The sequence below is a fragment of the Arthrobacter sulfonylureivorans genome, from assembly GCF_047607445.1.
GTDB classification, from domain to species: domain Bacteria; phylum Actinomycetota; class Actinomycetes; order Actinomycetales; family Micrococcaceae; genus Crystallibacter; species Crystallibacter sulfonylureivorans_A.
Genome location: NZ_JBLKRT010000004.1, coordinates 115,079 through 139,680 on the forward strand (window position 1 = coordinate 115,079; position 24,602 = coordinate 139,680).

The following is a 24,602-nucleotide window of genomic DNA, read 5'->3' on the forward strand; positions in this document are numbered from 1 at the left end:
GCGCCGGAGCTCAGGCCGGTAGCGTGCCCACACCATGAATCTGCCGCCCGCTCCCGACTCCTCCGGCGCCGCCGACTTGCCGGAGCGGAACCTCACGCGGCCGGAGGGCCACGCACCCCTGATCGGCCAGCCCGTCGGCAGGGAAGGCGATACCGACACTGTGGCCGGACCGTTCCGCTCGGGCCTCCGGTCGCTTCTGGCCGTGCCCGGAACGGTGATGCTGATTCCCGTGGAGGCAATGTTTCTTGGCTTCCTGGGAGCGGCAGCCATGACGAATTCGTGGAACGAGGCAGTCATTCCGGCCCTGTTGATCGGGGCAGCCCTGGTTCCCTCCAGGTTGGAACTGGCCATCGAGGCCCGGTTCCCCGCGTGGGTGCACGCCTGCTATTTGGGTTTCCTGCTGGCGGGGCCCTTCGCCGGGGCCCGGCTGAGGCTTTACGCGTTCTGGCCCAACTGGGACAAGGCCGTCCACTTGTTGTCCGGTGTCCTCGTCGGGTGCGCCGTCGTGTTCGCCCTCGGCATCATCAGCCGCAGGAAACGCCTTGACCTTCCGCCCTTTCTAGTGGTCGCCGGCGTGGTGACTGCTGGCGGCTTCGTCGCTGCCGCCTGGGAAATCGCCGAGTTCAGCAGCGACCTCCTGCTGGGCACCCACTCACAAAACGCCAGCCTGCCGGACACCATGACGGACATCATCTGGGGACTTCTCGGGGCGATAGCGGTGGCCGTAGCGGCGGGAATCCACCTCCGCGGCCACACGGTTGCCCCGGTCAGCTCACTGCTTCGCAACCGCGACTTCGTCCCAGCCGCGCCCCGCCGGACACCAGGACGTGCGTGACGGCGGCTAGGAATCTGGAGTGGTCGGGCAACCGATGCAGACCCTGCCTCCCGACCGTTGGTCCCGCGTGACTACCTCTTGCGGGCTGTGAACAGCAGGTACTCCCATTCCACGGTGCCGCCGCCGAGATCGTGTCGACGTGCCAGTTCAACAAGGTCCTGATCGAGTGCCTGCACCCGGTCCGGATCCTCCGCGATGTTCCGGTACGTGTTGATCGTGGGGCCATAGCAGGCCTTGAAGAAATCGCGGAATTCCTCCGCGGTGCCGAACCTGTCCACCGTCAGCTTTTCGCGGCGGGCGACGACGTCGGTGGCCCGCTCGCCCAGCAGGTTCTCCACGTGTTGCTGGCTGCCCCAGAGGGGTGGCGGCTGCGCACCCGGGGGCGGCGGGGGTGCGTAAGGCTTCATGGTCGAAAACATCTGTCCGATAAAGCCGTCCGGGGTCCAGTTGGACAAGGCGATCGTCCCTCCGGTCCGCAGCACCCGGACCAGTTCGTCGGCACTGGCCTGGTGGTTGGGAGCGAACATGATCCCCACGCAGGAGATCGCGGCGTCGAAGGAACCGTCGCTGAACGGAAGGTCCTCGGCGTCGGCCTCCTGCCAGTCCACGGAAACGCCGGCCCGTTCGGCCAACCTGCGCCCCTGCTCGAACAGTTCGGGCGTGAGATCTGCGGCGGTGACCCGTGCCCCAGCCTGCGCCGCCGGAATGGCCGCATTGCCGGACCCCGCCGCAATATCCAGAACGCGGTCGCCCTGCTTGATGCCGCTTGCCTGGACCAGCGCTGGCCCCAACGCGGAGACCACCTCCGTGGCGACGGCGGGATAGTCGCCGAGTGCCCACATGGCCCGGTGCTTTGCTTTGATCTCCGAATTTACCGATGGCTTGTTCATGGCCTTGCCTCCTGCTGTTGAAGGCCCTCGTTGATGGTTCTACAAGGATCGGGGCGAGCCTGATTATTTTCCAGTGGTAGCCGTCCTGGGCGTCTGCGCCAGCGGCAACTCTGTGGCCGCCGCGTTAACTGCGGGGGCGGCGTTGCTCGCGGGCGGCCGGAGCGGTCAGCAGCGAGGCCAGCATCAGGACGGCGACGGCGAGCAGGGCGTTGCGGATGCCGATGTGCTCGCCGAGGAAGCCGAGGAACGGCGGGCCAGCCAGGAACGCCACGTAGCCCAGGGTGGAAACCACCGAGACGCGCTCGGCGGCGCGAACGGGATCGTCCGCGGCTGCTGACATGCCCATCGGGAAGCCCAGTGCGGCGCCGGCGCCCCAGAGCACCGCGCCGGCGAAGGCCAGCGGCAGGTTCGGCGCGGAGACAAAGACCAGCAGGCCGGCCAGCGCGGTGCCCAGACTAACCCGCAGCACGGCCACCCTCCCCCAGCGGTCAATGAACCGGCCGCCGGCAAAGCGCAGCAGCGTCATGGCGGCCACGAAGACGCCGAACATCACCGCGCCCACGGCTTCGGTGGCATTGAGCCCGACGACGGTGGCCTGCGCGATCCAGTCGTTGGCGGCTCCTTCGGTCAGGGCGGCGCCGAGGACAACGACGCCGATCAGCACCGTCCGCGGTTCGCGCCAGGCGGCAAACCGCCCCCGGCGAGCACCGCCGTCGTGCTCCTCATGGCGCGGCAGATGCGGCAGGAAGGCGCGCGGCACCAGCCAGGTGGCGACCGCAACGACCGCCGCCAGCACCGCCAGATGGGCGGAGAGCGAGACGCCGAGCAGGGAGAGCCACGCTCCGAGCATGGCGCCGGCGAACGCGCCGAGGCTGAAGGCGGCATGGAACTGCGGCATGATGGTGCGCAGCAGTTTGCGCTCCACGTCGGCGCCTTCGATGTTCTGTGCCACGTCCCACCACGCCACGCCGATGCCGTAGCAGAACAGTGCGGCGGCAGCGCCCGGAACGGTTCCGGCAGCCAGCGCCGCGGCGAGGCCCGCAGCGCTGATGGCGGCGACCAGGCCGCCGGCTCGGACGGTGTTCGCCGTGCCGATCCGGGCCGCGATGGGTCCGGCCAGCGGCAGTGAAATGACCGAGCCCAAACCGAGGGCCAGCAACAGCGCACCGATTTGGCCGGCGCTGATCTCCAACGCTCCTGCTGCCGCGGGGATCCTGGCTGCCCAGCTGGCAAAAACCAGTCCGTTCAGCGCAAAGATGGCGAAGGTGGCATACTTCGCCATCGTCGCTTGCCGGGACGGACCGCCGGACGGGCGGCCGGCGGCTGTCATGCCCGTCCGTCCTTCCGGCTCAGCGTATCGGGACACAGCCTTGTCTGGCTCAGCGTATCGGGACACAGCCTTGTCTGGCTCAGCGTTCCCGGACACAGCCTTCCCTGGCTCAGCGTTCCCGGACACAGCGTTTCCTGGCTCAGCGTTCCCGGACAACACGTTCCTCGTCCCAGACCGGGGTGTCGCTCTCGTAGACCTTGCCATCGGACCCGAAGACCAGGAACCGGTCGAAGCTGCGCGCGAACCAGCGGTCGTGCGTGACGGCGAGGACCGTGCCCTCGAACGCGTCGATGGCCCGTTCCAGTGCCTCGGCGGAGTGCAGGTCCAGGTTGTCGGTGGGCTCGTCGAGCAGCAGCAGCGTGGCGCCGGACAGTTCCAGCAGCAGGATCTGCAGCCGCGCCTGCTGGCCGCCGGAGAGCGAGTCGTACAGTTGCTCCGCCTGCCGGGCCAGGCCGTAGCGGTCCAGCACGGCGGCAGCGGCCTCGCGGCCCAGGCCGGAGCGGTGGTCGTCGCCGCGATGCAGGATGTCCACCAGCGACTTGCCCAGCAGGTCCGGCCGCACATGGGTCTGCGCGAAGAAGCCGGGCCGGATCCGGGCGCCAAGCTTGACCGTGCCGGTGTGCGGCACCTCGGCGATCTGCACCTCGGAAACCGGCAGGTGCTCCTTCTCCGGATCGGTGCCGCCGCTGGCCAGCAGGCGCAGAAAGTGGGACTTGCCGGAGCCGTTGGAGCCGAGCACGCCGACGCGGTCGCCGAACCAGATCTCGGTGCTGAACGGCTTCATCAGCCCGGTGAGCTCCAGCTTGCCGGCCACCACCGCCCGCTTGGCGGTGCGGCCGCCCTTAAGCCGCATCTGCACGTTCTGTTCGATCGGCACCGCCTCGGGCGGACCCGCCTCGAGAAACTTTTGCAGCCGGGTGGTTGCGGCGTGGTAGCGGTTGGCCATGTCCGAACGGAAGGCGGCCTTGTTCTTGTACATGTTCACCAGCTCTTTGAGCTTGGTGTGCTCCTCGTCCCAGCGTTTGCGCAGCTCTTCGAACCGCGCGTTCCGGTCGTCGCGGGCCTGCAGGTAGCTTTCGAAGCCGCCGCCGTGGACCCAGGCGGTGGCACCGAGGGCGCCCGGCTCCAGCGTGACGATCCGGGTGGCCGCGTTGGCCAGCAGCTCACGGTCGTGGCTGACGAACAGCACCGACTTCCGCGACTCGCGCAGCTTCTCCTCCAGCCAGCGCTTGCCCGGAACATCCAGGTAGTTGTCCGGCTCGTCCAGCAGCAGCAGTTCGTCCGGCCCGGAGAACAGCGCTTCCAGCACCAGGCGCTTCTGCTCGCCGCCGGACAGGGTGGACGCGTTGCGGTACTGCGCCCGGCCGAACGGCACGCCCAGCGCGGCCATGGTCACCTCGTCCCAGACCGTTTCCTGCTCGTAGCCGCCGGCGTCGCCCCAGTCCGCGAGCGCCTGGGCATAGCGCATCTGGGTGGGCTCGTCGTCGTGCTCCATCATGGCCAGCTCTGCCTGGTCCACGGCGCGGGCGGCGGCGGCCAGGGCCGGCGGTGCGGCGCTGACCAGCAGGTTCCGGACGGTGGTCTGGTCGCGGACCTGACCGACGAACTGGCGCATGATGCCCATGCTGCCCGAGCGTGCCACCGCGCCCTCATCCGGGGTCACATCCCCGGCGATGATCCGCAGCAAGGTGGTCTTGCCGGTGCCGTTGGGACCGATCAGCGCCGTTTTGGCGCCGTCGCCGACCTTGAAGCCGACGCCGTTGAGCAACTGGCGGCCGTCGGAGAGGAAATAGTCGATGTTGGAGACGTCTAGATGGGCCACGGAACCAGTCTGTCATGGCCCGGGCATACGAAATGGCTCAAAGTCAGGCCTCCCCATTAGCCAACTCACTTCGAGCCATTTCGTGTGCGGCATCTGGATCCACCCGCCCGAAGGCAGGCCCCCCAACTCGGATCCGATTACCGCCGCCTCCGGTTGGTCTCCCGTTCCGGTTGCTGACACCTTCAATCATGGTCGAGGACCCGCGCGTATTCCAGATCAATCCACCCTAGTTAGAAAACCCTAGGGTGCTGTGGTCCTTACAGGAGAACGGTGGTCCGCCTGGGGAGGCCGTCCGCCCGGGGCGGCGGCGGGCAGCCCAGCGAAGCGACTGGGAAGCCCAGCGAAGCGACGGTCAACCCTGCGAAGCAACGGTCAACCCAGCGTGGCGAGGAGTTCGCTGCAGGCGGTTTCACAGCGGCGGCAGGCCTCGGCGCAGATCTTGCAGTGTTCATGCATGTCGGCGTGCTGTTCGCATTCGTCGGCACACGCCTTGCAGGCAGTGCGGCAGGCCTCCAAAACCGCGCGGGTGGTGTTCACGTCGTAGCCGGTGCGCCGGGACAGGATGTTGCCGGTCGTGGCGCAAATATCGGCGCAGTCGAGGTCCGTGCGGATGCACTTTGTCAGCTCGGCGACCATATCCTCACCGAGACACGCGTCCGCACAGGCGGTACAGGTCTGGCTGCATTCGAAGCAGGCTGCTATGCATTCGGCCAGTTTTTGGCGGTCCAAGCCACCCAAGTCCTTGGGGTGGGTCTCAAGCATCGAGGTCACATGGTGTGTCATCGCTTCGGTCCCTTTCGCCAGTAGTTGGTGGCCAGCGGGTCCCGGCCACCACTTGCGACAGTAGCCGTTACCCGCGAACGGCAACAGGTGGGGAATTTTGCTGAAGCGGGACGGGCAGCGTGTGCGCAACAATGGTCACACACCCTGATCGGCATCGTCAGCGCGCACCGCACAAGGAGCCCCATGAGAATCTTGATTGCCGGAGCCGGCGCGACCGGCGGCAGCTTCGGCGCCCGCCTCATCGAGGCAGGGCGGGACGTCACCTTCCTCGTCCGCCCGCGCCGCGCGGGGGTGCTCGCACGCGATGGCCTGACCTTGGACGCGCCGGACGGCCGCCGCACCCTGCAGGCGAATATCGTCACGGCGATCGAACCCGGTGACCACTACGACCTACTCATCGTTGCCGTGAAGGCCCCCGCCCTCGCCGAGGTGATTCACGATGCGGCTCCCGCGGTCGGCCGGGAGACGATGATCCTGCCGCTGCTCAACGGCATGGACCACCTCGATGCCCTGCAAGCGGCATACCCCGGCCAGGTCCTGGGCGGCCTCGTCAAGATCGTCGCAACCCTCGACGAGGCGGGCGGGGTCCTGCAGATGACTCCGCTGAGTACGATGACGGTCGGCACCCTTGACGGTTCGGCGTTGAAGGCAGAAATTCCAAGCGCGCTCAACGTGCCCGGCATCGAGCTCACCGTTGATGATGATGTGCTGACGCGGCTGTGGGAAAAGTGGGCATTCATTGCTTCCGCCGGCGTCATCACCTGCCTCTTTCGCGGCAATATCGGGGATATCCTCGCCGCTGGCGGCGAGGACCATATCCGCCGCGCCATCGCAGAAACGGAAGAAGTCGCCCGGAGCGCCGGCCACGCCGTCAGCGCCGCGAGCCACGCCCAAAGTGTTGGTCTGCTCACCGAACCGGGCTCGTCTTTCACATCCTCGCTCTACCGGGACCTCCAGCACGGCGACCCGGTTGAGGCCGAGCACATACTCGGAGGCCTCGCCGCTCGCGGGCTGAAGCTCCACGTCGCAACACCTCTGCTTGACGCTGCGCTGCTCCAACTGCGCACCCACCACCGCGCTTTGGAGCGGAGGACTCAGGCGCCTCAAGCAGAGGCATCCCTATAAACGATGCCGGCAGTGATGGCCAGGTGTGCGAGATTGGTCCGAGTAAAGCCGCACTTGCCGACGGAGGCCGCCATCTCACACCATCATGGTGGTCATACAGGCCACTGCAGCGCCCGATGAGATGGTCTCGAGCAGGTGCGGGCGTCGTCCGCTCCGAGACATCGGTGCTTGGTACAAGCCCCATGTGGTCCAGATCGTGAGTGACAGGTAAGCCACGAGACCAATCAGCGTAAACGGAGCAATTGCCGTCACGACGCCATGCTGGTGCACGTCGGAGACGGCGATGACGGGAGGCTGGGTCTCTGGATGAGCCATGACGATCAGCACCCCCATGACCAACAGGGAAAGTCCGCGATGCATTGTCATGTTGATGCTGAGCGAATCCCGCTTGGCGAAGGCATTGCCACGTAGTGCTATTCCTACGGACACCGGGCAGGCTAAAAGCAACGACAGTGCCCAAGCGGCCTCTGAAAGGAAGGTGATCGATGCCGTGGAAATGTCCACCATGGCCAGGAGCATGACCGCCATCCACAGAGCGCCACTCAATGACATGCAGATTCCACGTAGCGTTGGCGGACGCATCCCTTGATCGCCTTCATCTCGCCGCCGATCACCCACTAGGGCGCAACAAAGGCCGGTGACGCAAAAGAGAAGCATTCCTGCGGTGAGTGAGACGTGCAGCGTGGGGCTCATCGCGTCGGCCTTTCCAATAGACGGTTGCCCAGACGACGGTGGGGCGCCATCCGGGCAACCGGGCTCTGGCCGCGGTCAGTGCGCGCAGCAGCCTCCGTCGTTGCCGTTCTGTTCCGGTTCCGTCGAACCCGAGGACCGCTCATAGGAACTCCAGTCAGGCAGGTCCATCGCCGGATTCTGGTCCAGGAAGCCGTGAGGCTTGAACCAAAAACCGCTGTAGTCAACGGGCATGATGGGCCAGTCCTCGGTGCGCGGGATGTGCGTGGGGCCGAAGGAATGCCACACCACAATGTCTTCGTTTTCTAGGGACCGGTTGGCCTTCACCCACTCGCCAAGGCCGTCTCCGGCGTGCTGGTTCGGATAATCACCGGCCGGAAAGCGCTCGGCAGGATCATATTGGGTGGCCCAGAAATGGTGCGTCGCAAACTGTGCCCGCTTCCACGCGGAGGAACCCTCCTGCGCCATCAGGCGCGGTCCGGCCATGGGAATCAGTTGGTAACCGGTGGGCTGGCCCACGCAGTTCGTCCGATTCGGGTTGGTGACGAACCAACTCCGGCCGGTTTCGGAATTAGCGTCACGGACGGCCTCCAGTTCCCGCGTCAACGCCGTGCGCTGCCAGGTGAACGCATTGCCGTGCGGGTTCTGCTCCCCCATCGGGACGCCCAGCACGTTTTGCTCCTCCACCGAGTTGGCATTGCCGTCAATGGCCACGTCCAGACGGGCGCAGAAGATGTGCTGGTGGACCGGGGCGATGACACCGGGAGCTATTTCCGGTGCATGCTGGTTGGGCTGGCCGGGGAAGGTTGCTCCGGTGTAGACAATTCCGGTCGCCTTGGCCTCCATCTGGATGGAGCCGTCGAGGTAGAAATACCAGAAGAATCCGTAATCGTAGTTGCCGATGGTGGCGAAGTAACTGAGCACCAGCCGTCGTGAACGGCGCACCTGGGGGGCTTCGCCGAACTCGGTGTGCTTCCACAGAATCCCGTAGTCCTCTTCATGCATGCAGACTGCATTCGGAATCTGGACCGGTCGGCCGTCGTCGCCGGCAACGAAGGCGTCGAAGTACTCGATCACGCCCAGGCAGTCGCAGCCTAGTTTCAGCGAATTCGCGTTCTTCCCCAGCAGATATTCACCGGCATCGAAGTAGCTAATCCAGAACCGGGTGTTGGAGGTGTCGCCGTACGGAACCACCATCTCCGGTACGGAAGCGCGGTGCAGCACCATACGGTCTTCGTTCCCGTCACGAAAGCTGATCTGGTTCAGGACCAGGCCGTCCTGCGCGTTGAAGCCCACCCGCAGCTTCCAGTTCTCCCACTCCACCTGGTTGCCGTCGACCTTGAAGGACGGGCCTTCCGGCTGGGTAATCTCCAGTGGCTTCAGGCTGGTCCGCGCCGGCCCTACGTGTTCCGGAGTGTAGTGACGCGTTTCCATCGGAATCGGAACGGGCTCAGTCTCGGCATAGTCATCCTCGACGCGGGTGACTATGCCCGAGGTCAGGTCGATGTGGCAAATGAGACCTTCAACCGGGTGGGCCCAGGCGTTGTCGCCGGCAAAGTTCCGGTGGAACGTCAGGGAACGGATCATGCGCTTTCCGGTCTCACCCTCTCGCGGGAAAAAACCTGGCGCCAGCGGGGACAGGTAGGTGTTGGATGTGTCCGTGATCCCCCGACGGCGCATGGCTGCCTGCCACCGCGGGTCCGCCTTGGCAATTTGCTGCGCCCGCTCGTACTCCTCGAAAAGATATTGCGGTTGACCGTAAGGATGTTCCGTATTCGGCAGCCTCCGATAGCCGGTGAGTTCTCCTTTTGTGACGGAGACCGTCGCCTCTGCTGCCTCCGCCGTCGTGATGTCCATCAGGGTGACCAGAACGGATCGGTCGAAGTCGTCGTCGCCGTCTGTGTAAGCCGCCAGCATCTTCTTATCCGGCTCTACTGGGAGAACCCGAGGAAACCTCGTATTCACGGTTACCTTTCCGGCCTCAACCAAGATCTGGCGCGCTGCGCTTATTTCATGCGGGGTCAGCATGTCCAGAGGGTGGACAACCCCCAGGTCGGAAGGTTTGATTTGGATCGCCTGCATGATGTGCCTTTCAAGAAAACCGGCCACCTCGGCCGGGCCATGTTTTATTTTGCGCTCAACCGCAAGAATATGGGATGTGAATCACAAAAGCGATACCTTCAGCCGTCGAAACTGCCGATGGAGGCATTCACTTTCGCTGAATGCCTCCATCGCAGTTCCTTGAGCGGCGCGCCTCTGCGGAGGCGGCCAGCGGAGGGGTTCGTCAGTCGAGCAGGGCGGTCTGGTCTGAGGCCACTCCACCGTTAACGGCCACTTTGTCCCCCAGGGATGTCTGACCGCGCAGCTTCGCTCCGGCCAGAAACCCAGCGATGCCCAAGGCCGCCAAGAATCCGAGAGTGGCCAGCGTAAAGGTGGTGTAGGTCTGCTGATCGACGCCCCAGATTTCAACGAACGGGTAATCCAGCCCGAACAAGCCCTCCAACGTGCCTGGGAAAACTGCCACCCAAGATCCCAGCGCCACCCAGGCGGTGCAGATCACGCCGAGAATCACGAACCAGCGGTCCCTGCCGGGAACGCGGAACGGCCGGTGGGTGGCCTTGTCAGTGAGCCTGAGCTTAACGGCAGCAGGAATGATGGCCAGATATGAGAGCAAATAAGTGCTGATGGAAATCGTCAGGACGACGCCGAAGACCGCAGCCGAAGACCCGTCGATCAGGGAAAGTGACGCGATCAGGAAGGCACTGGCCAGAATCCCTGAAAGCAAATTGATCCGGATGGGTGTGCCTAGCACTCGGTGGAACTTGCCGAAGAATCCGCCGAAGAACGCACCGTCGGCCGCCGCGATCCCTTGAACCCGGTCGCTGACGATCATCCAGGCAGCGCCCTGAGTGACTAGCACGTGGACGAAAAGTACCGCCGCAATGGTCGTCATGGCGGGTGCGGCCGGCCCGTAGACCACGAAGACTTCACCGACTGCTTCCATCAAGCCGGATACGCCGGTGATGTTGTCCTTGGGAATCACCAACAGGATGGCCAGGATAGGCAGCAGGTAGCAGCAGGCCGCCATAAACGTCGACTGCATGAGGCCCTTGGGCACGTCTTTCTGCGGATTTTTCATTTCCCCTGCGGCACCGTTGGCCGCTTCGAATCCGAGGAACCCGAAGAGCAGAAGTGGGGCCACACCTAGGAGTCCCAACAGTGTTGGATTGAGGTCGGCGGCAGTAATACCGCTAAATCCATGCTGGATGCCGTAGCTGATGGTCGTCACGACGAAGAGGGCGAGCAGTGCGACTTTGGCCAAGGCCCCGGAGTTCGGGAGCCACTTTGCCCACCGGAGGCTGGCGATGGCTGAAATCACTGTGGTCCAGATGAAAGCCAGATAGAACACGTAGCCAGAGGTACCGGCCAGATCCAGGGGCAGCAGGAACTGGTGGAACGTCTCGCCTGCCAAGAAGGCCATCGAGCCGCCGATCCACACTGGTGTGGTGACCCAGTAGAAAACAGTGGAAATCGAGGCAACTCTGCGACCGAACGCGCGCTTGACCCAGTTATAGCAGCCGCCCTCGTCCGTGAACGCGCTGCCGGTCTCGGAGAACATCAGCGCGTAGGGGATCAGGAAGGTGATGACCAGGATGACCAGCCATGTGAACGTCTCGCCGCCGTAGGACGAGAGCTGACCGAGAATTTCAATCGAGATAACGGCCGCGATCGTCAGCAGGACAATGTCCAGCCGACCCAGGGTGCGGTGCAGTTTTCCTTGTTGCTCGTCCATGTACTTCGTATTGATCGATGACATTTCGCATCCTCTGTGAGTGCGTGAAACCGGACCAGCCGACTCGTGGGTGAACCGCCGCTGGTGCAGCGGCGGGATATTCGAACACAAGGCATCTCCCGGTTTTGAGCGCACTGAAGCTAGGGATGCCGTGGGCGGGTCTCTTGCCTCCCGCCGGACTACCTCCCGCCGCCGGCCGGATTTCACCGGTTCGAAGACGGAGAGGAACGCAGGGCCGAGCCAGGTCCGGCATTGGACCCAGCGACCACTTCACGACGCCGTCAATGCCACCAAGGACAGGGCCAGCATCTGGGTTACTTTCACCAAATCGTCTATGTCGACATACTCGTCCACCGTGTGCAGCGTTGCGGAGCCGTCCGGTCGGGTGGCCGTAGGGCCGAAGACCAGGGACGGTATTCCGGCATGCGTCAAGGATGCGGCGTCTGTCCACGAAGGATGAGCCACCGTCGCCGCCGGCAAACCGAGCCGGTCCGCGACCTCGGCCACGCGAACTACCAAGGGGCTGTCATCCTCCAAGGCGGCAGGCGGCAGATCCGTGTACCAGTCAAAGACCACTGGATGCAGCTGGGCCCATTCCCGGTCCGGTGCTGCTTCAAGGACGGATCGTTCAATTTGCCGCCGCACTTCTGCCCCAGTGCCGTCTGCGCTGGCCTGGGCCGGCAAGTACGTGACGTCAAGCTCAAACTCGCACGACGACGGATAAGTCACCATCCACTCACCCCCCTTTATGGTTGTCGGGACAATGTTTCCGACCGGCAGATCCCCAGACGACGCGAAGTCGCGCGCCCAGCTCCCACGCAGCTGCTGAATGGCGACCAAAGCCGGCAAGGCTTCTTCAATCGCGTTTACGGCACCGCCGTTTTTCCAGTGCGGCTGTGGGATATCGGCGTGGCCGGGACGTCCCGTAAAAGCCATCCGTCCTGCCAAGATGCCCCGATTCGCCGTACAGATCTGCAAATCGCTCGGTTCCAGGACTATGCCGTAGTCGGCCTGCAGGCCTCTTGCCAGCGAAGCGACCGTCCCCGCGCCGTTGATCTCTTCGTCAGTGACAGTGTTGATAATGACATCGCCAGACAGTTGGATTTCGGCCTCCTGCAGCACCTCCATCGCAATGACCATCGCCGCGATCCCGCCCTTCATATCGCAGGTACCGCGTCCCACCAGCCGCCGGCCGTCGATGAAGGCCTCGAAGGGGTTCTTCGTCCACTGGCTGCGCGGTTCGGCGGAAACCACATCGATATGTCCGTTCAGCACCACCGTTTTACCGCCACCGGTGCCCGAGATCCTGGCCATCATTTGAGGCCGGCCGTGGAAGGTTGCCCCATTCGGCAGCTGCGGTGCGTCCGGGATGCTGTCGGCATCCGGTTCCCACAGATCAACCTCGGCGCCCAAGCCTTCCAGCCGGGAGGCCAGAAGCCGCTGCAGCGCTGCTTCGTCCCTTGCTGGTTCGGCGTCATGGGATCTGGTTGTCGTATCAAAGGCAACCAACTCCTGTGTCAAGGCGATTAGCGCGTCTTCGCGCCGGGTCACGAGGTGGAGAATGCGTTCGGTCACCGTAGCGGCAGTGGCATCCGAGTTCATCGCACATCAGCTCCTTCAACGGAGTCCGGGGACATCGCCGTATTCGTCAGGGAGACGCGAGGGCCGGAACGCGATTCGGACGCCTTAGACAGGAAGTAATACAACGGGCACGTCACCAGCAGTCCCACAATCCACGAAATATCCACCCCGGACATCGCGCCCGCCACCGGCCCGGTGTAGAGCGCCGACGCCAGGAACGGAATCTGGACCAGGAGCCCAACCACGTAGACGATCGCTGCCGATTGGTTCCATTTGCCGTAGATTCCGCCGTCTTTCTTGAAAAACTCCGACACCTGGTAGTTCCCGTGTTTGACCAAGTAATAGTCGACAAGATTAATCGCCGTCCATGGCGTAATGACGAAGAACATCAGTCCAATCAGACTGACAAGGAAGTCCAAGAAATTCCCTGCCCCCGCGACGCCGATGACAATCGCGATGAGTCCTAGCGCCGCAGCGACGGCTGCACGCCCCTTGGCCCTGGGGATGAATTTTTCGGAGAAAGTCTGAATGAACGTGATACTGCACAAACTCGCTCCATACAGGTTGAGCGCGTTGCTCAACCCGGAGAATAGGACCGCGCACCACATGAGAAGAACACCGAAAGGACCAATGACGTCGAGTAATCCTCCGACCACGTCATCGCCGGAAATGACGGTGCCGATCAATGCCCCCAGGGTCATGGGCAGCAAACTGCCGATGACAATGCCGGCGTAGGTGGCCCACAAGGCCCTGATCGGGCCGGTGTCCGGCGGCAGATACCGGGAGTAATCCGAGACATAAGGCGCATAAGCCACCGCCCATAGGGCGCTGATGGACAGGACCGACATGAAGCCCGCGATAGTGAAGTCGCCGGACTGCAGGCCGGCTACGCTGACTTTGCCGCTCGTCATCGTCAGGATCAACGCGATTAAGAAGCCACCGCCAAGGATGATGGTTCCCAGGCGCATGACCAAGTGGAGCATCCGGTAGCCGATAATCGCCACGACTATGTTCGTGAGCGTCAGCAAAATGATTGCCGCAGCAAGGGGGATCCCGGGGAGCAGACTATGCAGGGCCTGCCCTCCGACGACGGCGTTGGAAGCGAACCAACCCATGTACATGAAAATGACCACGGCCACGATGACGGTTGCACCGCGAGAACCGAATTGCCCTCTGGATTGGATCATCTGCGGAACGCCCAGTGCTGGCCCTTGGGCCGCGTGGAGCGCCATGAACAGTCCTCCGGCCACCAGCCCGATCACCAGCGCTGCCATCGTCGCCCAGAAGGACAGCCCGAAGACAGTCGTTCCTAACCCGCCGGTAACCACCGTAATCAGGAACATATTTGCTCCGAACCAGACGAAGAAGAGGCCTCCGGGCCTGCCGTGACGTTGGTCGAGAGGAATCTGTCCGATGGAGTTTTGCTCCAGAATGCTAGTCATGAGTGCTGTATGTCCTTTGCTTGAACCTGACGAGGTCGAATGATCCCTGTAGGGGCTGAAGGATGAAGCTCATTGGTATGCGAGCCAGGTGGTCTTGAGCCCTTGATATTTGTCCAGGGCGTGCAGCGAAAGGTCGCGGCCGTAGCCGGAAGACTTGAAGCCGCCGAAGGGAGTCTGTGCTCCGAACGCGTCGGTGGTGTTGATGGAGACGGTGCCCGCGACCAGCTGCCGGGCCACGCGATGGGCGCGAGAAATATTCGACGTCCAGAGCGACGCGGCGAGGCCGAATTGGGTGGAGTTGGCCATCCGTATGGCCTCTTCTTCGGTGTCGAATGGGATCACAGCCAAAACCGGACCGAACACTTCGTTCTGGCCGAGCTCTGACTCTGGATGGACGTTGTCGACGACCGTGGGCTCCAAATAGCAATCGCTGCCGCCCAGCGTAACCCGGCGCCCGCCAGCCACGACGTCGGCTTCCTGCCGTGCCCGCGAGATGAATCCCTCCACCATGTCCGTGTGCTCAGCGGTGACCATGGCGCCCATCCCGGAGGCTGGATCGAGCGGGTCGCCAGGCTGGTAGCGTTCGGCGATGGCGCGCAGGTGTGCGACAAACTCTTGATGGACATCCCGCTGGACCAGGACGCGGGAATGCGAGGAGCAGACTTCGCCCTGATTGAAAAACACGTCGAACGCCGCTGATTCGGCTGCCTTCTGCAGGTCTTCTACGTCCGCGAAAATGAGGTTGGCGCTCTTGCCACCGCATTCGAGCCAGACCTGCTTCATGTTCGATTCACCTGCATAGCGCTGGAACATCTTGCCCACTCCGGTCGAACCGGTGAACACCAGGGTGTCAATGTCCATGTGCCGGCCGATGGCTTGGCCCGCGGTTTCGCCGAATCCGGGCACCACGTTGACGACACCGTCCGGCAGGCCTGCTTCGGCGAAGATCTCTGCCAAGCGTATGGCCGAAAGCGGTGAATGCTCGGCGGGTTTAAGCACAACGCTATTGCCTGCGGCAATGGCCGGCGCGAGCTTCCAGGCGGCCATGTCCACTGGGTAGTTCCACGGAACGACGGCGCCGACCACTCCCAGCGGCTCTTTGGTGATCGTGGCATGGACACCGTCGTCCATCGTGACCGCTTCACCGTTGAGTTTGTCCAAGGATTCGCCGTAGAAGTCAAAGAGCGACGCCGAGAACGGCACGTCGAGCTCGTAGGCATCCACCACCCGCTTCCCCATGTCCAGCGAGTCCAGCAGGGCCAGCTCTGCGGCGTTCTTCCGCAACCCCTCGGCAATGTTCTGCATGATGCGCTTGCGGGCAGCCAAGGGCTGTCCGGCCCATCGTCGGTCCCCGAAGGCCGTCCGGGCGGCGGCGGCGGCGCGGTTGACATCGTCGGCGTCACAGGAGGCAACGTCTGCCAAGGCCTTGCCCGTGGCAGGATTGATGGATGTAAAGGTCGCACCGGAATCAGCGTTGGCTTGCTGGCCGTCGATGAATGCGTAGTGCGGAATCGGCAGGGTTTCGGCCAGGTCCTGCCAGTCCTGATGGCTTTTCTGCGACATAAGTGCTACTCCCTCGTAGTTTGCGCTTCACCGCAAGAATATGTGAAGCGCATCACTAATACGAGATGTTTCCGCCTCTGATTTACCGAAGCTATATATTGAAATAACCGTGGGGTCCGCACCTAACAGGGGGTGGGCGCCTGGCAACAGTCGAAGGGAAGCTACATGGCGCGCGACCGGGACAAACGGATGGACGCACTCGTCGACGCCTCGGTGACGACCATCGCGCGCCATGGCCTGACGAACCTGCGGATCAAAGACATCGCTACGGAGGCCGGCGTTTCCGAGCGACTGGTCAGCTACTACTTTCCCGATCTTGATGGCTTGGTTGCTGCGTCGCACCGCAAAGCCTCGGAGAAGTACTACTGGCAGAGGCTGCGGACCATCCAGCATCAGCGCGAACCGGTCGCTGCGCTTGCCCAACTCATCGCCAGCGGCGTACCGCAGGGCCGTGAAGACGTGCTGTCCAAAGTGCTCTACGAGTTGAGCATCAGTGCCACTAGGCTGACCCAACATGAACGGATGATGAGCAGCTTGTACCGGGACGAAGTCTCGCTCTACGAGCAGGTGCTTGTGCAGGGACAGCAGGCCAAGGTGTTTACGCTGTCCGGCCCCAGCAACGAATTGGCTAGGTCTTTCGTGGCCCTCGAAGACGGCCTGGGACTGCAGGTACTGGCAGGAACGGACGGGCTGACGGCCGAACAGGCGAAGGGAATCCTGCTCTCCTATGGCCGGGCCGTCACCGGCGCTGCACTCTAGGAACTCATCTGACAGACAGTCCGCCACCGGCACAAGACTGTCGGCGGCGTAAAACTTGGAGGCTGTCGGCGGCGTACAACTTACAGGTCGGCTACCGGCGCAGCGCCGACCCAGGCAGCGAGCCTATGTGGCCATCAGCCCGATCAGGTCGAAGACAACGGTGGCCGCTGCCAGGCTCGTGATGTCGGCGTGGTCGTAGGCCGGCGCGACCTCAACCACGTCAGCGCCCACAACGTTCAGCCCGCTCAAACCGCGCAGGACCGCCAGCAGCTCACGCGACAGGAGCCCGCCAATTTCCGGGGTGCCGGTCCCAGGAGCGAAGGCCGGGTCCAGCACGTCAATGTCTACCGAGATGTAGGCCGGCACTTCCCCGACTCGGTCCAAGATGCGCTGTACGACGGTGGGGACTCCCAGCGAGTCGACGTCGGAAGCGCGCAGTATTTGGAAGCCGAATTTACTGTCACGCAGGAAATCTTCGCGGTCATAGACCGGACCACGGATACCCACATGCATGGAACGGTTCTCCAGCAGGAGGTTCTCCTCGAACGCGCGGCGGAACATGGTTCCGTGAGTGACCGGCTGTTTAAAGTAGGTGTCCCAGGTGTCCAGATGCGCGTCAAAGTGGATGAGCGCCACAGGTCCGTGGACTTTCGCCCCGGCGCGGAGCATGCCCAGGGCAATACTGTGATCCCCGCCGACGGCGACCACCCTCCGCCCCGGAGCGATCAGAGTCGAGGCATGCTCCTCGATCTGCTCCATGGCCTGCTGGATGTCGTAGGGAGTGCAGTCTACGTCGCCCGCGTCAACGACCTGAACATCGTGGACCGGCTCGCTGTCCAGCTCGACGTGATAGCCCGGGCGCAGCAGCCGGGACGCCTCCCGGACCGACGCCGGCCCGAACCTGGCGCCAGGGCGGAAGGAGGTTCCGCCATCGAACGGGACGCCCAGCACGGCAATGTCGAAGTCCGGTACGTCCCGTATCTGGGGCAGCCGGGCGAAGGTTCCTAGTCCGGCGTAGCGCGGACTGACCGTCGCGTCCACCGGACCCACGGGTGTGTGCTTGACCATTTGAGTGCATCTCCTCCAGCCCGTAGGGCAGTGTCAATTCAAGACGGTGCTGTCCAGGGGCAGGCCGGCATGCCGCAGTCCAGGCGCCGTGAGCAGGTGCGGTGATCCGAGTACTCCGTCAAGGGCATCTTCGGTCATCAGCCCGCGGGCCCTCACAACCTCAACCACACTGGAACCCGATGCCATCGCTTCCTGCGCTACCTCCGTGGCGCTCCGATAGCCGATGTAGGGAACCAGCGCCGTCACCAGGCCGATGGACTGCTCCACGGTGCCGAGCAGCTTGGCCGGGTCCGCGGTGATGCCGTCCACGCAGCGTTCGCCCAGCACCGTGCAGGCGGCCCGAAGCTCTCCGAGGCTCTCGAAGAGCGCCCGGGCCATCACAGGTTCGAAGGCGTTGAGCTGCAGTTGGCCCGCCTCGGCCGCCATCGTGACCACCACGTCGTTGCCAATGACCGAATAGGCGACCTGGTTCACCACTTCGGGAATGACCGGGTTCACCTTTCCAGGCATGATGCTGGACCCGGCCTGAACGGCGGGCAGATCAATTTCGCTGAGGCCCGCCCGTGGCCCTGACGAAAGCAGGCGAAGGTCATGGGCCACCTTGGAGAGTTTGACAGCGATACGCTTCAGCACACTGGACAACTGGACCAGTCCACCCACGTCCTGCGTGGCTTCGATCAGATCGCCGGCCGACGTGACAGGGACGCCGCTGATGCGGGCCAGGTGGGCGCAGGCCCGCTGGGTGTATTCGCCGTGGGAGTTCAGCCCGGTGCCGATCGCGGTTCCGCCCAGATTCACTTCCCGGATCAGTGCCATTACTTCCTCCAGGCGCAGTTCGTCTTCCGACAGCATGACGGCGAAGGTCTTGAATTCCTGGCCCAGGGTCATCGGAACGGCGTCCTGCAGCTGGGTACGGCCCATCTTCAGGAAATCCTTGAACTCAGCGGCCTTCCGCTCAAACGAACCCCGCAGGCCCGCCATCGCCGCGAGCAGTTCCTCCGCTGCCCCGTGGAGGCCAATTCGCAGGGCCGTTGGGTACACATCGTTGGTGCTCTGGCCCAAGTTCACATGGTCCAGCGGATGCAGTACGGCGTAGTTGCCGCGCTGGCTGCCCAAGATCTCCAGTGCAAGGTTGGCAATGACCTCGTTGGCGTTCATGTTCGTGGAGGTACCGGCCCCGCCTTGGAGCGAGTCCACCACAAACTGGTCGTGCAGCTTCCCGCTCTGGATCAGCCGGCATGCCGCGATGATGGCGTCCGCACGGTCTGCATCGAGCAGGCCTAGATCCTTGTTGGCGGCCGCCGCAGCCTCCTTCACCGCCGCCAACGCGTTCACAAAATGCCCGTGAATGCCGATGGGTACGCCGGTCATCGGGAAGTTCTTCAGCGCGCGGGCGGTGTGCACGCCGTAATAGGCCTCGGCCGGCACGTCTAGCCAGCCGATCAGGTCGTGCTCACGGCGGATTTCAGTGGACATCAAGCGGCTCCTTGCTGATGGCGTCGGTCGGCTCCGCAGCCCCAATCAGCCGCGAGCGCAGCTTGGCGCTGCGGGCAATATCAATGCAGGTGAAGGCCATGGCCTTGGCGGCATCGACGACGGCCTGGTCTGCCGCGGCCGTGATGCAGTGCGCGGCGAACTCCTTCTGATGATTCACGGCCGGCAGTGAATCAATGCCGATGTATGGGTGGATAGCGGGAATCCGCTGGGACACGTTTCCCATGTCCGTGGAGGCCCTGTTCATCCGCATATCTGGGCCGGAGGAAACAAACTTCCGGCCCAGCCCAGTGGCGTTGGCCACGTAGAGATCCAGAATCGCCTCATCCGTGGAAAACTCCGCATACGGCTGGCTTTCCGCCTCGATCTCCAGGTCACAGCCGGTGGACAGGGCGCCCGCTTCAAAGCACTTGCGGACCCGTTCCTCTAGCACGGCCAGTTCCGCCAGGGACTCAGCACGGACGTACCACCGACCTTCGGTCACTTCGGGGATGGCGTTGGGAGCATCTCCCCCGTTGGTCACCACTCCATGGACGCGGACACCGGATTCCACCTGCTGCCGCAGCAGTCCGATAGCCACTTGGGCCACGGTGAAGGCATCGGCCGCGTTGACTCCGCGCTCCGGATAGGCAGCCGCGTGCGACCCCTTCCCCCGGTACCGGATTTTGCTGTGCGAGACGGCATACGGCTCGGCCCGGGCCACGTCGAGCGGACCCGGGTGGACCATCATGGCCGCGTGCAAACCGTCAAAGGCGCCGCGGTCCATCAACTCGATTTTGCCGCCCCCACCTTCTTCGGCCGGGGTGCCGATGACCGTTATCGTCACGCCGAGGGCATCGACCACGGGGGCCAGCGCCGCGGCGGCCCCGACGGCAGAGGCGGCAATGATGTTGTGCCCACAGGCATGACCCAGTCCGGGCAACGCATCGTACTCGGCGCAGATGGCAAGTCGCAGGGGACCGCTCCCCAAGGTGGCGGCAAACGCCGTCGGGAACCCGCAGAGTTCCCGCGTGACCTGGTACCCCACACCGGTCAGTTCGGCCGAAATCCACGCTGCCGCCTGCGTTTCCTGCCAGGCCGTTTCGGGGTGAGCGTGCAAGCGGTGCGAGAGTCCGAGCAGCCGCACGGAGTGTGCATCAATCCGTGCGGCTGCGACGTCCTTTAGGTCTTTCACAGGTCCCCCGGAACGCCATAACTGGGTGCATCGTCCGGCTGCAGGGCGCGGGTCAGGTACTGGTGCTTCTGCGGCTCCCAGAGCTTCCAAACCTCGGCCAGCTGGCCAATAGGATCCTCTTCTGCCCAGTCCACGCGCAGATCGGTCACCGCCCAGGACACCTGATCGACCACAACGAGGCCCGCCGAATGTTCCGGCCCCTCTTCCCCGCCGGCGTCCCGTCCAGCGAGCAAGCCGGCCAGCAGCCGGTCCTCGAACTCGCCCGTTGCGGTGGTGTAAGCATCCATGATGGCGTCGACAACACCCGGGGCGGAGAGCAGGTTGCCGGCTGCCACCGCGGCAGGGCCTTCGACGGTCCGGTGCGTACCCAGGGTTTTGGCTCCGCTGAAGACGGCCGTGCGCCCCTGATTATCCACCAGGCTCAGCTGCCGGTAGGCAGTGTTCGGCTCTTGGGCAAGCAGCTTGGCCATCGCATCACCGGCGGCTGCCCCGGACTCCACCAGGTCCAGCAGTTTGGTCCCGAGTTCGGGATTGGTGACGTTCTGCGAGGCCGCCCCGGCGGCGCCTGGACGCAGATGCACGCAACGGGCGGCCACTGCAGGGCTGGATGAAGTGACGACCATGCCGAATGCACCGGATGCGGGATCTCGTGCCACGAGGGAAAACGTCATGATTGGCTCCTCAGGGGTAGTTGCTGTTCGCGGTTGCTAATGACGGCGGTGGCGTCGATTTCTACCAGCCACTCCGGTCGCGCCAAGGCGCTGACCACTAAGCCGGTGGACACCGGGTGGACACCCTGAAGCCATTTGCCCATGGTCCGGTACACCGGCTCCCGGTACCTCGGATCGATCAGGTACACGGTGACTTTGACGATGTCAGCCAAGGCGCTGCCGGCTTCCTCCAGCAACATCTTTATGTTGGCCATCGCCTTCTCCGCCTGGGCTTCGACGTCGCCAATTCCTATCGATTCCCGCGTGTCCAGATCCTGCCCGATCTGGCCACGGAGATAGACCACCCCGTTGGCGACCACCGCCTGGCACAGATCATTGTCTAGATTCTGCTCGGGATAGGTTTCCCTGGTGTTGAACGGGCGGATCCGGGTATGGGTTACCGTCATCGCGACCCGTTGACCTTCTCGGAGAGGTCGGCAGCGGACTTGACCAGATCGAGCGGACCGTCCCAGTCGAAGTTCCGGTAGACAGCACCGAGCTGGGCGAAAGGCGGCGACTGTGCGAAGAGCTGGAACGTCAGCCGGTGGCCGGCGTAGTCGCTGTTGAGCAGGTCACGGGCAAAGGCGAGCAGCCGGCGGCGGTCCTCGGCCACCCAGTTGTCGTTGACCGAGTAGAACTTCTCCAGCCAGGTTCCGACCTCGGGATTGTTGAAGGTCGCCGAGTCGGGCGTAATGCAGATCTGTCCGCCGCAGAGCTCACGGGCAATGTGCATCATGGCCGGCAGTTGGCTCAGTGCGGTGACGCGGCCGGTGTACAGCAGTGACTGGTTGGGCATCAGCAGTCCGCCAGGGCTGGGTTCGGCGTGCGCAATGGCCGCCGTCAAGTGCGCGTTGATGGTTTCCCGGTAACAGGCCAGTTGGGCCAGCTTTTCCTGTACTGCTTGCTGCTTCTCCAATCCGGTCTGCTTCACGTTCCATAGCGCCGATCCGATCATCAGGTCGGCCAGGTGCAGCGTGCGCTGCACAAAGGGAAAGGCGCTGTAGCGGTGCAGCGTAGAGCGAATGAAACCGGCTGCCTTGGTGTGGCGGTAGAAGAGGACGTCCTCCCAGGGGATTTCGACGTCGTCGAAAACCACCAAAGACTCGACTTCATCCACGCGATTGGCCAGAGGATAGTCCGCGGCCGGGGCCTTGCTGGCAAAGCCGTTCCGGGAGATGAACTTCAGTCCGGGTGTTCCCATGTTCATCACAAAGCCGACGGCGTACTCGGAGAGTTCGCTGTTTCCCCAGTTGGCAATGGTCGGCTTGGTGAACGCTTGGTTGGAGTAGGCGGCGGCCGTCTCATACTTGGCACCGCGGACCACAATGCCGTTGTCGGTCTCCTTCACCACATGCAGCAGCATGTCCGGGTCCTGGTCCTGCGGGGCCTTGGAGCGGTCGCCCTTGGGATCGGTGTTGGCCGAAACATGAAACGGATCTGCCTTGATGGAACGGGAGATGTGCCGGCGGATGTTCTCGGAGAACCTCGGATCCACTTCGTTGAGCACGTCCTGGCCGTCGTAGAGCGACCACATTTCGCCAATGGTCTCGTCGCCCACTCGGGTGACAACGCCGCCGGCTTCACGCTGGACCAGGTCCACTGCGGCACGCTTGTCGATCCAGTCCTGCCGGGTCTTGGGCAGCTTGTTGGCGATCGCATTGAGTTCGCCGGTCTCCTCATCGGCATAGGTCATGACCTGCTGCGACTCGGCCTCATGCGCCAGGTCGTAGATCCTCGCCCGGACATCAACAATCGGTTTGAACATCGGATGAGTAGTCACATCGCTGACTTGCTCTCCATCAATCCATACTTGCCGTCCGTCGCGGATGGAGTCGCGGTATTCATCTCCGGTGCGGATCATTTGGAGCTCTCTTTCTTATACGGTCCGTAGGTGGGTCCGGACCCTGGATAGTCGGGAAAAACTGAGGGCGGCACGGGCTGCGGCTTTGCATACGTCTGGGCGCTGTAAATCAGCGGCTCCCCGCCATGAGATTCAATGTCGAGGGCATGGCCGATGTAGATCAGATGGGTGCCGGCTTCCACGACCTCGTGAATTTCGCAGTCAAAGCTGGCTACCGCATCTGCAATCCGCGGAGACCCCGAGGGGGCATTTGTCCACTCACCACAGCTGAAGTCCCATGGCTCTTTGCCCGGCCAGGGACGGCCGGCGAAGGTGTCGGCGACGTGGTCATGCTGGCCTCCGAGAACGTTCACGGTAAACGCTTTGTTCTTGGCAATCGCGTTATTGATGGGACTGCGGGAGTTGATGCAGACCAGGACAAGGCGCGGATCGGCCGAGACCGAACACATGGCGCTCACGGTCTGGGCATAGCGGCCGGCGGTCCCATCCGTTGCGACGACGGTAACGCCCGTTGCCACGGCACCCATGGCAGCGATGAACGGATCATGGGCCCGGACCTGCGCAGTAGGGACGGCAGTGGCTTTGCTTTGGGTTGACATCGCATGCTCCTTTTCGATTGCTGCGGTCACTTGCAATCAGTTTGGAGCGAGCAGAAGCCATGTGTCCAACAGAAGATTCCGGCCTCAGGTATCAGATAAATCGATGGCCCGGAAAAGCGCTCGAAACGTCCCAGCAATCCTTGAGAAACGTCAGAGCAGTGAACGCCGGCATTGATCGATGAAGGCCGTCGCCCTGCGGGTCAGACGGACTCCCGACAAATGAACAGTGCCCACGTTGAGTCCGCCATGGCCGCCGTCGAGCTCCCGGATCACAAAGCCCAGCCCCTCGTAGCTCATGTTGATGTTTGTCCTCTGGCTGAGAATCGAATAGCCCATGCCACGAGCGACCAGCGCCCGAACCATTTCAAAACTGGTCGTCCGGAAGCGGATGTTTGGCGAGAGGTTCTCCGCTTGGAAGAAGGACAGAAAGTAGTCCCCGCCGGGCGGCAAATCGAAGAGGATAAGCGGTTCCTCGACCAGCTGCGCCAGGCTGACACTCGGTCGCTGAGTCAGCCGATGGTGCTCGGGCAGGATCACATACGGCGGTGTCGAGATGATCACCGTACTGGTCAGGTCCCGGCCCTGCTGGCGGCCAGTGAAGCCGTAATCATAAAGAATGGCGAGGTCCAGGGCGCCACTGCGCAGCTTCTCCTCGAGCTCGGCGTGCGAGCCCTCGATGAAGCTGAGGTCGACGCCGGGGTGCGCCTCCGTGAAGTCCGCAATAATCCGCGGCAACAGAATCGGCGCCAGCGTGCTGTAGCAGCCCACAACCAGCCGGCCGGAGAGGGATTCGCTGGTCTCCCGCGCGGAATTGCGCAAGTCCTCTACTCCGGCCAGCAACCGACGCGCGTCGACCAGAACTTGCTGACCGACGCTGGTGAGCGACATACCCCGGGCATGTCGCACAAAGATTTGCGCTCCGAGCGACATTTCGAGGTCGGTCAGGGCCGTGGAGACAGCCGACTGCGACAGATAGAGCTTGGTGGCCGCCGCGGTGACACTGCCCGTTTCGGCAGCAGCGATCAGATACTCAAGTTGCCGCAAGGTGACGCTAGACATCGATTTAACCGAAACCCTTCTTCG

21 protein-coding genes are annotated in these 24,602 nt (G+C 63.4%); 3 read left to right on the plus strand and 18 right to left on the minus strand.

The window, feature by feature from the left end:
- Positions 1-34 precede the first annotated feature (34 nt).
- Complete coding sequence (locus ACMX2H_RS03300; RefSeq protein ID WP_414958941.1) at positions 35-835, plus strand: hypothetical protein; 801 nt, start codon at positions 35-37, stop codon at positions 833-835.
- A gap of 71 nt (positions 836-906) precedes the next feature.
- Here the strand turns inward: ACMX2H_RS03300 and ACMX2H_RS03305 are convergent, their stop codons facing one another.
- From ACMX2H_RS03305 to ACMX2H_RS03320, 4 genes are all read right to left on the minus strand, one after another.
- On the minus strand, positions 907-1,725 hold the full coding sequence (locus tag ACMX2H_RS03305; RefSeq protein ID WP_414958942.1) for a class I SAM-dependent methyltransferase: 819 nt from the start codon (positions 1,723-1,725) through the stop codon (positions 907-909).
- A gap of 124 nt (positions 1,726-1,849) precedes the next feature.
- Positions 1,850-3,055, minus strand: coding sequence for an MFS transporter (locus ACMX2H_RS03310; protein ID WP_414958943.1), 1,206 nt, complete (start codon positions 3,053-3,055; stop codon positions 1,850-1,852).
- A gap of 139 nt (positions 3,056-3,194) precedes the next feature.
- On the minus strand, positions 3,195-4,877 hold the full coding sequence (locus ACMX2H_RS03315) for an ABC-F family ATP-binding cassette domain-containing protein (RefSeq protein ID WP_414958944.1): 1,683 nt from the start codon (positions 4,875-4,877) through the stop codon (positions 3,195-3,197).
- A gap of 372 nt (positions 4,878-5,249) precedes the next feature.
- The gene (locus ACMX2H_RS03320; RefSeq protein WP_414958982.1) at positions 5,250-5,660 is read right to left on the minus strand and encodes a four-helix bundle copper-binding protein; all 411 of its coding nucleotides are present in this window, start codon (positions 5,658-5,660) and stop codon (positions 5,250-5,252) included.
- A 183-nt stretch (positions 5,661-5,843) separates the two neighbouring features.
- Here ACMX2H_RS03320 and ACMX2H_RS03325 point away from each other — a divergent pair, with 183 nt between their 5' ends.
- The gene (locus tag ACMX2H_RS03325) at positions 5,844-6,785 is read left to right on the plus strand and encodes a ketopantoate reductase family protein (RefSeq protein WP_414958945.1); all 942 of its coding nucleotides are present in this window, start codon (positions 5,844-5,846) and stop codon (positions 6,783-6,785) included.
- Positions 6,786-6,860: 75 nt separating this feature from the next.
- Here the strand turns inward: ACMX2H_RS03325 and ACMX2H_RS03330 are convergent, their stop codons facing one another.
- The 6 genes from ACMX2H_RS03330 to ACMX2H_RS03355 form a co-directional block, all read right to left on the minus strand.
- Complete coding sequence (locus ACMX2H_RS03330; protein WP_414958946.1) at positions 6,861-7,478, minus strand: hypothetical protein; 618 nt, start codon at positions 7,476-7,478, stop codon at positions 6,861-6,863.
- 75 nt (positions 7,479-7,553) lie between these two features.
- On the minus strand, positions 7,554-9,557 hold the full coding sequence (locus tag ACMX2H_RS03335; RefSeq protein ID WP_414958947.1) for a primary-amine oxidase: 2,004 nt from the start codon (positions 9,555-9,557) through the stop codon (positions 7,554-7,556).
- Between the two features lie 202 nt (positions 9,558-9,759).
- The gene (locus ACMX2H_RS03340; RefSeq protein ID WP_414958948.1) at positions 9,760-11,292 is read right to left on the minus strand and encodes an APC family permease; all 1,533 of its coding nucleotides are present in this window, start codon (positions 11,290-11,292) and stop codon (positions 9,760-9,762) included.
- A 246-nt stretch (positions 11,293-11,538) separates the two neighbouring features.
- Complete coding sequence (locus ACMX2H_RS03345) at positions 11,539-12,870, minus strand: M20 family metallopeptidase (RefSeq protein WP_414958949.1); 1,332 nt, start codon at positions 12,868-12,870, stop codon at positions 11,539-11,541.
- Positions 12,867-14,291, minus strand: a complete 1,425-nt coding sequence (locus ACMX2H_RS03350) for a purine-cytosine permease family protein (protein WP_414958950.1) — start codon at positions 14,289-14,291, stop codon at positions 12,867-12,869. The genes ACMX2H_RS03345 and ACMX2H_RS03350 overlap by 4 nt, the downstream gene beginning before the upstream one ends.
- Positions 14,292-14,360: 69 nt before the next feature.
- The gene (locus ACMX2H_RS03355) at positions 14,361-15,854 is read right to left on the minus strand and encodes an aldehyde dehydrogenase (protein WP_414958951.1); all 1,494 of its coding nucleotides are present in this window, start codon (positions 15,852-15,854) and stop codon (positions 14,361-14,363) included.
- Between the two features lie 165 nt (positions 15,855-16,019).
- Here ACMX2H_RS03355 and ACMX2H_RS03360 point away from each other — a divergent pair, with 165 nt between their 5' ends.
- Entirely contained in the window at positions 16,020-16,613 is a 594-nt protein-coding gene (locus tag ACMX2H_RS03360; RefSeq protein ID WP_414958952.1) for a TetR/AcrR family transcriptional regulator, read from the plus strand.
- Positions 16,614-16,736: 123 nt separating this feature from the next.
- Here ACMX2H_RS03360 and speB read toward each other — a convergent pair whose 3' ends face one another.
- The 8 genes from speB to ACMX2H_RS03400 form a co-directional block, all read right to left on the minus strand.
- Positions 16,737-17,681: an agmatinase gene (gene speB / locus ACMX2H_RS03365; RefSeq protein ID WP_414958953.1), complete on the minus strand. Its 945-nt coding sequence runs from the start codon at positions 17,679-17,681 to the stop codon at positions 16,737-16,739.
- A 33-nt stretch (positions 17,682-17,714) separates the two neighbouring features.
- Positions 17,715-19,157 (minus strand): aspartate ammonia-lyase, encoded by a 1,443-nt coding sequence (locus tag ACMX2H_RS03370; protein WP_414958954.1) that lies wholly within the window; start codon positions 19,155-19,157, stop codon positions 17,715-17,717.
- Positions 19,147-20,349, minus strand: a complete 1,203-nt coding sequence (locus ACMX2H_RS03375; protein ID WP_414958955.1) for a M20 family metallopeptidase — start codon at positions 20,347-20,349, stop codon at positions 19,147-19,149. Before ACMX2H_RS03375 ends, ACMX2H_RS03370 begins: the two co-directional genes overlap by 11 nt.
- Positions 20,346-21,020, minus strand: coding sequence for a DUF1028 domain-containing protein (locus tag ACMX2H_RS03380; RefSeq protein ID WP_414958956.1), 675 nt, complete (start codon positions 21,018-21,020; stop codon positions 20,346-20,348). Before ACMX2H_RS03380 ends, ACMX2H_RS03375 begins: the two co-directional genes overlap by 4 nt.
- Entirely contained in the window at positions 21,017-21,466 is a 450-nt protein-coding gene (locus ACMX2H_RS03385; protein ID WP_414958957.1) for a RidA family protein, read from the minus strand. The genes ACMX2H_RS03380 and ACMX2H_RS03385 overlap by 4 nt, the downstream gene beginning before the upstream one ends.
- Complete coding sequence (locus ACMX2H_RS03390; protein WP_414958958.1) at positions 21,463-22,920, minus strand: 4-hydroxyphenylacetate 3-hydroxylase family protein; 1,458 nt, start codon at positions 22,918-22,920, stop codon at positions 21,463-21,465. The genes ACMX2H_RS03385 and ACMX2H_RS03390 overlap by 4 nt, the downstream gene beginning before the upstream one ends.
- Positions 22,917-23,549 (minus strand): flavin reductase family protein, encoded by a 633-nt coding sequence (locus ACMX2H_RS03395; RefSeq protein WP_414958959.1) that lies wholly within the window; start codon positions 23,547-23,549, stop codon positions 22,917-22,919. Before ACMX2H_RS03395 ends, ACMX2H_RS03390 begins: the two co-directional genes overlap by 4 nt.
- 120 nt (positions 23,550-23,669) lie before the next feature.
- Complete coding sequence (locus ACMX2H_RS03400; protein ID WP_414958960.1) at positions 23,670-24,578, minus strand: LysR substrate-binding domain-containing protein; 909 nt, start codon at positions 24,576-24,578, stop codon at positions 23,670-23,672.
- Between the last annotated feature and the right edge of the window lie 24 nt (positions 24,579-24,602).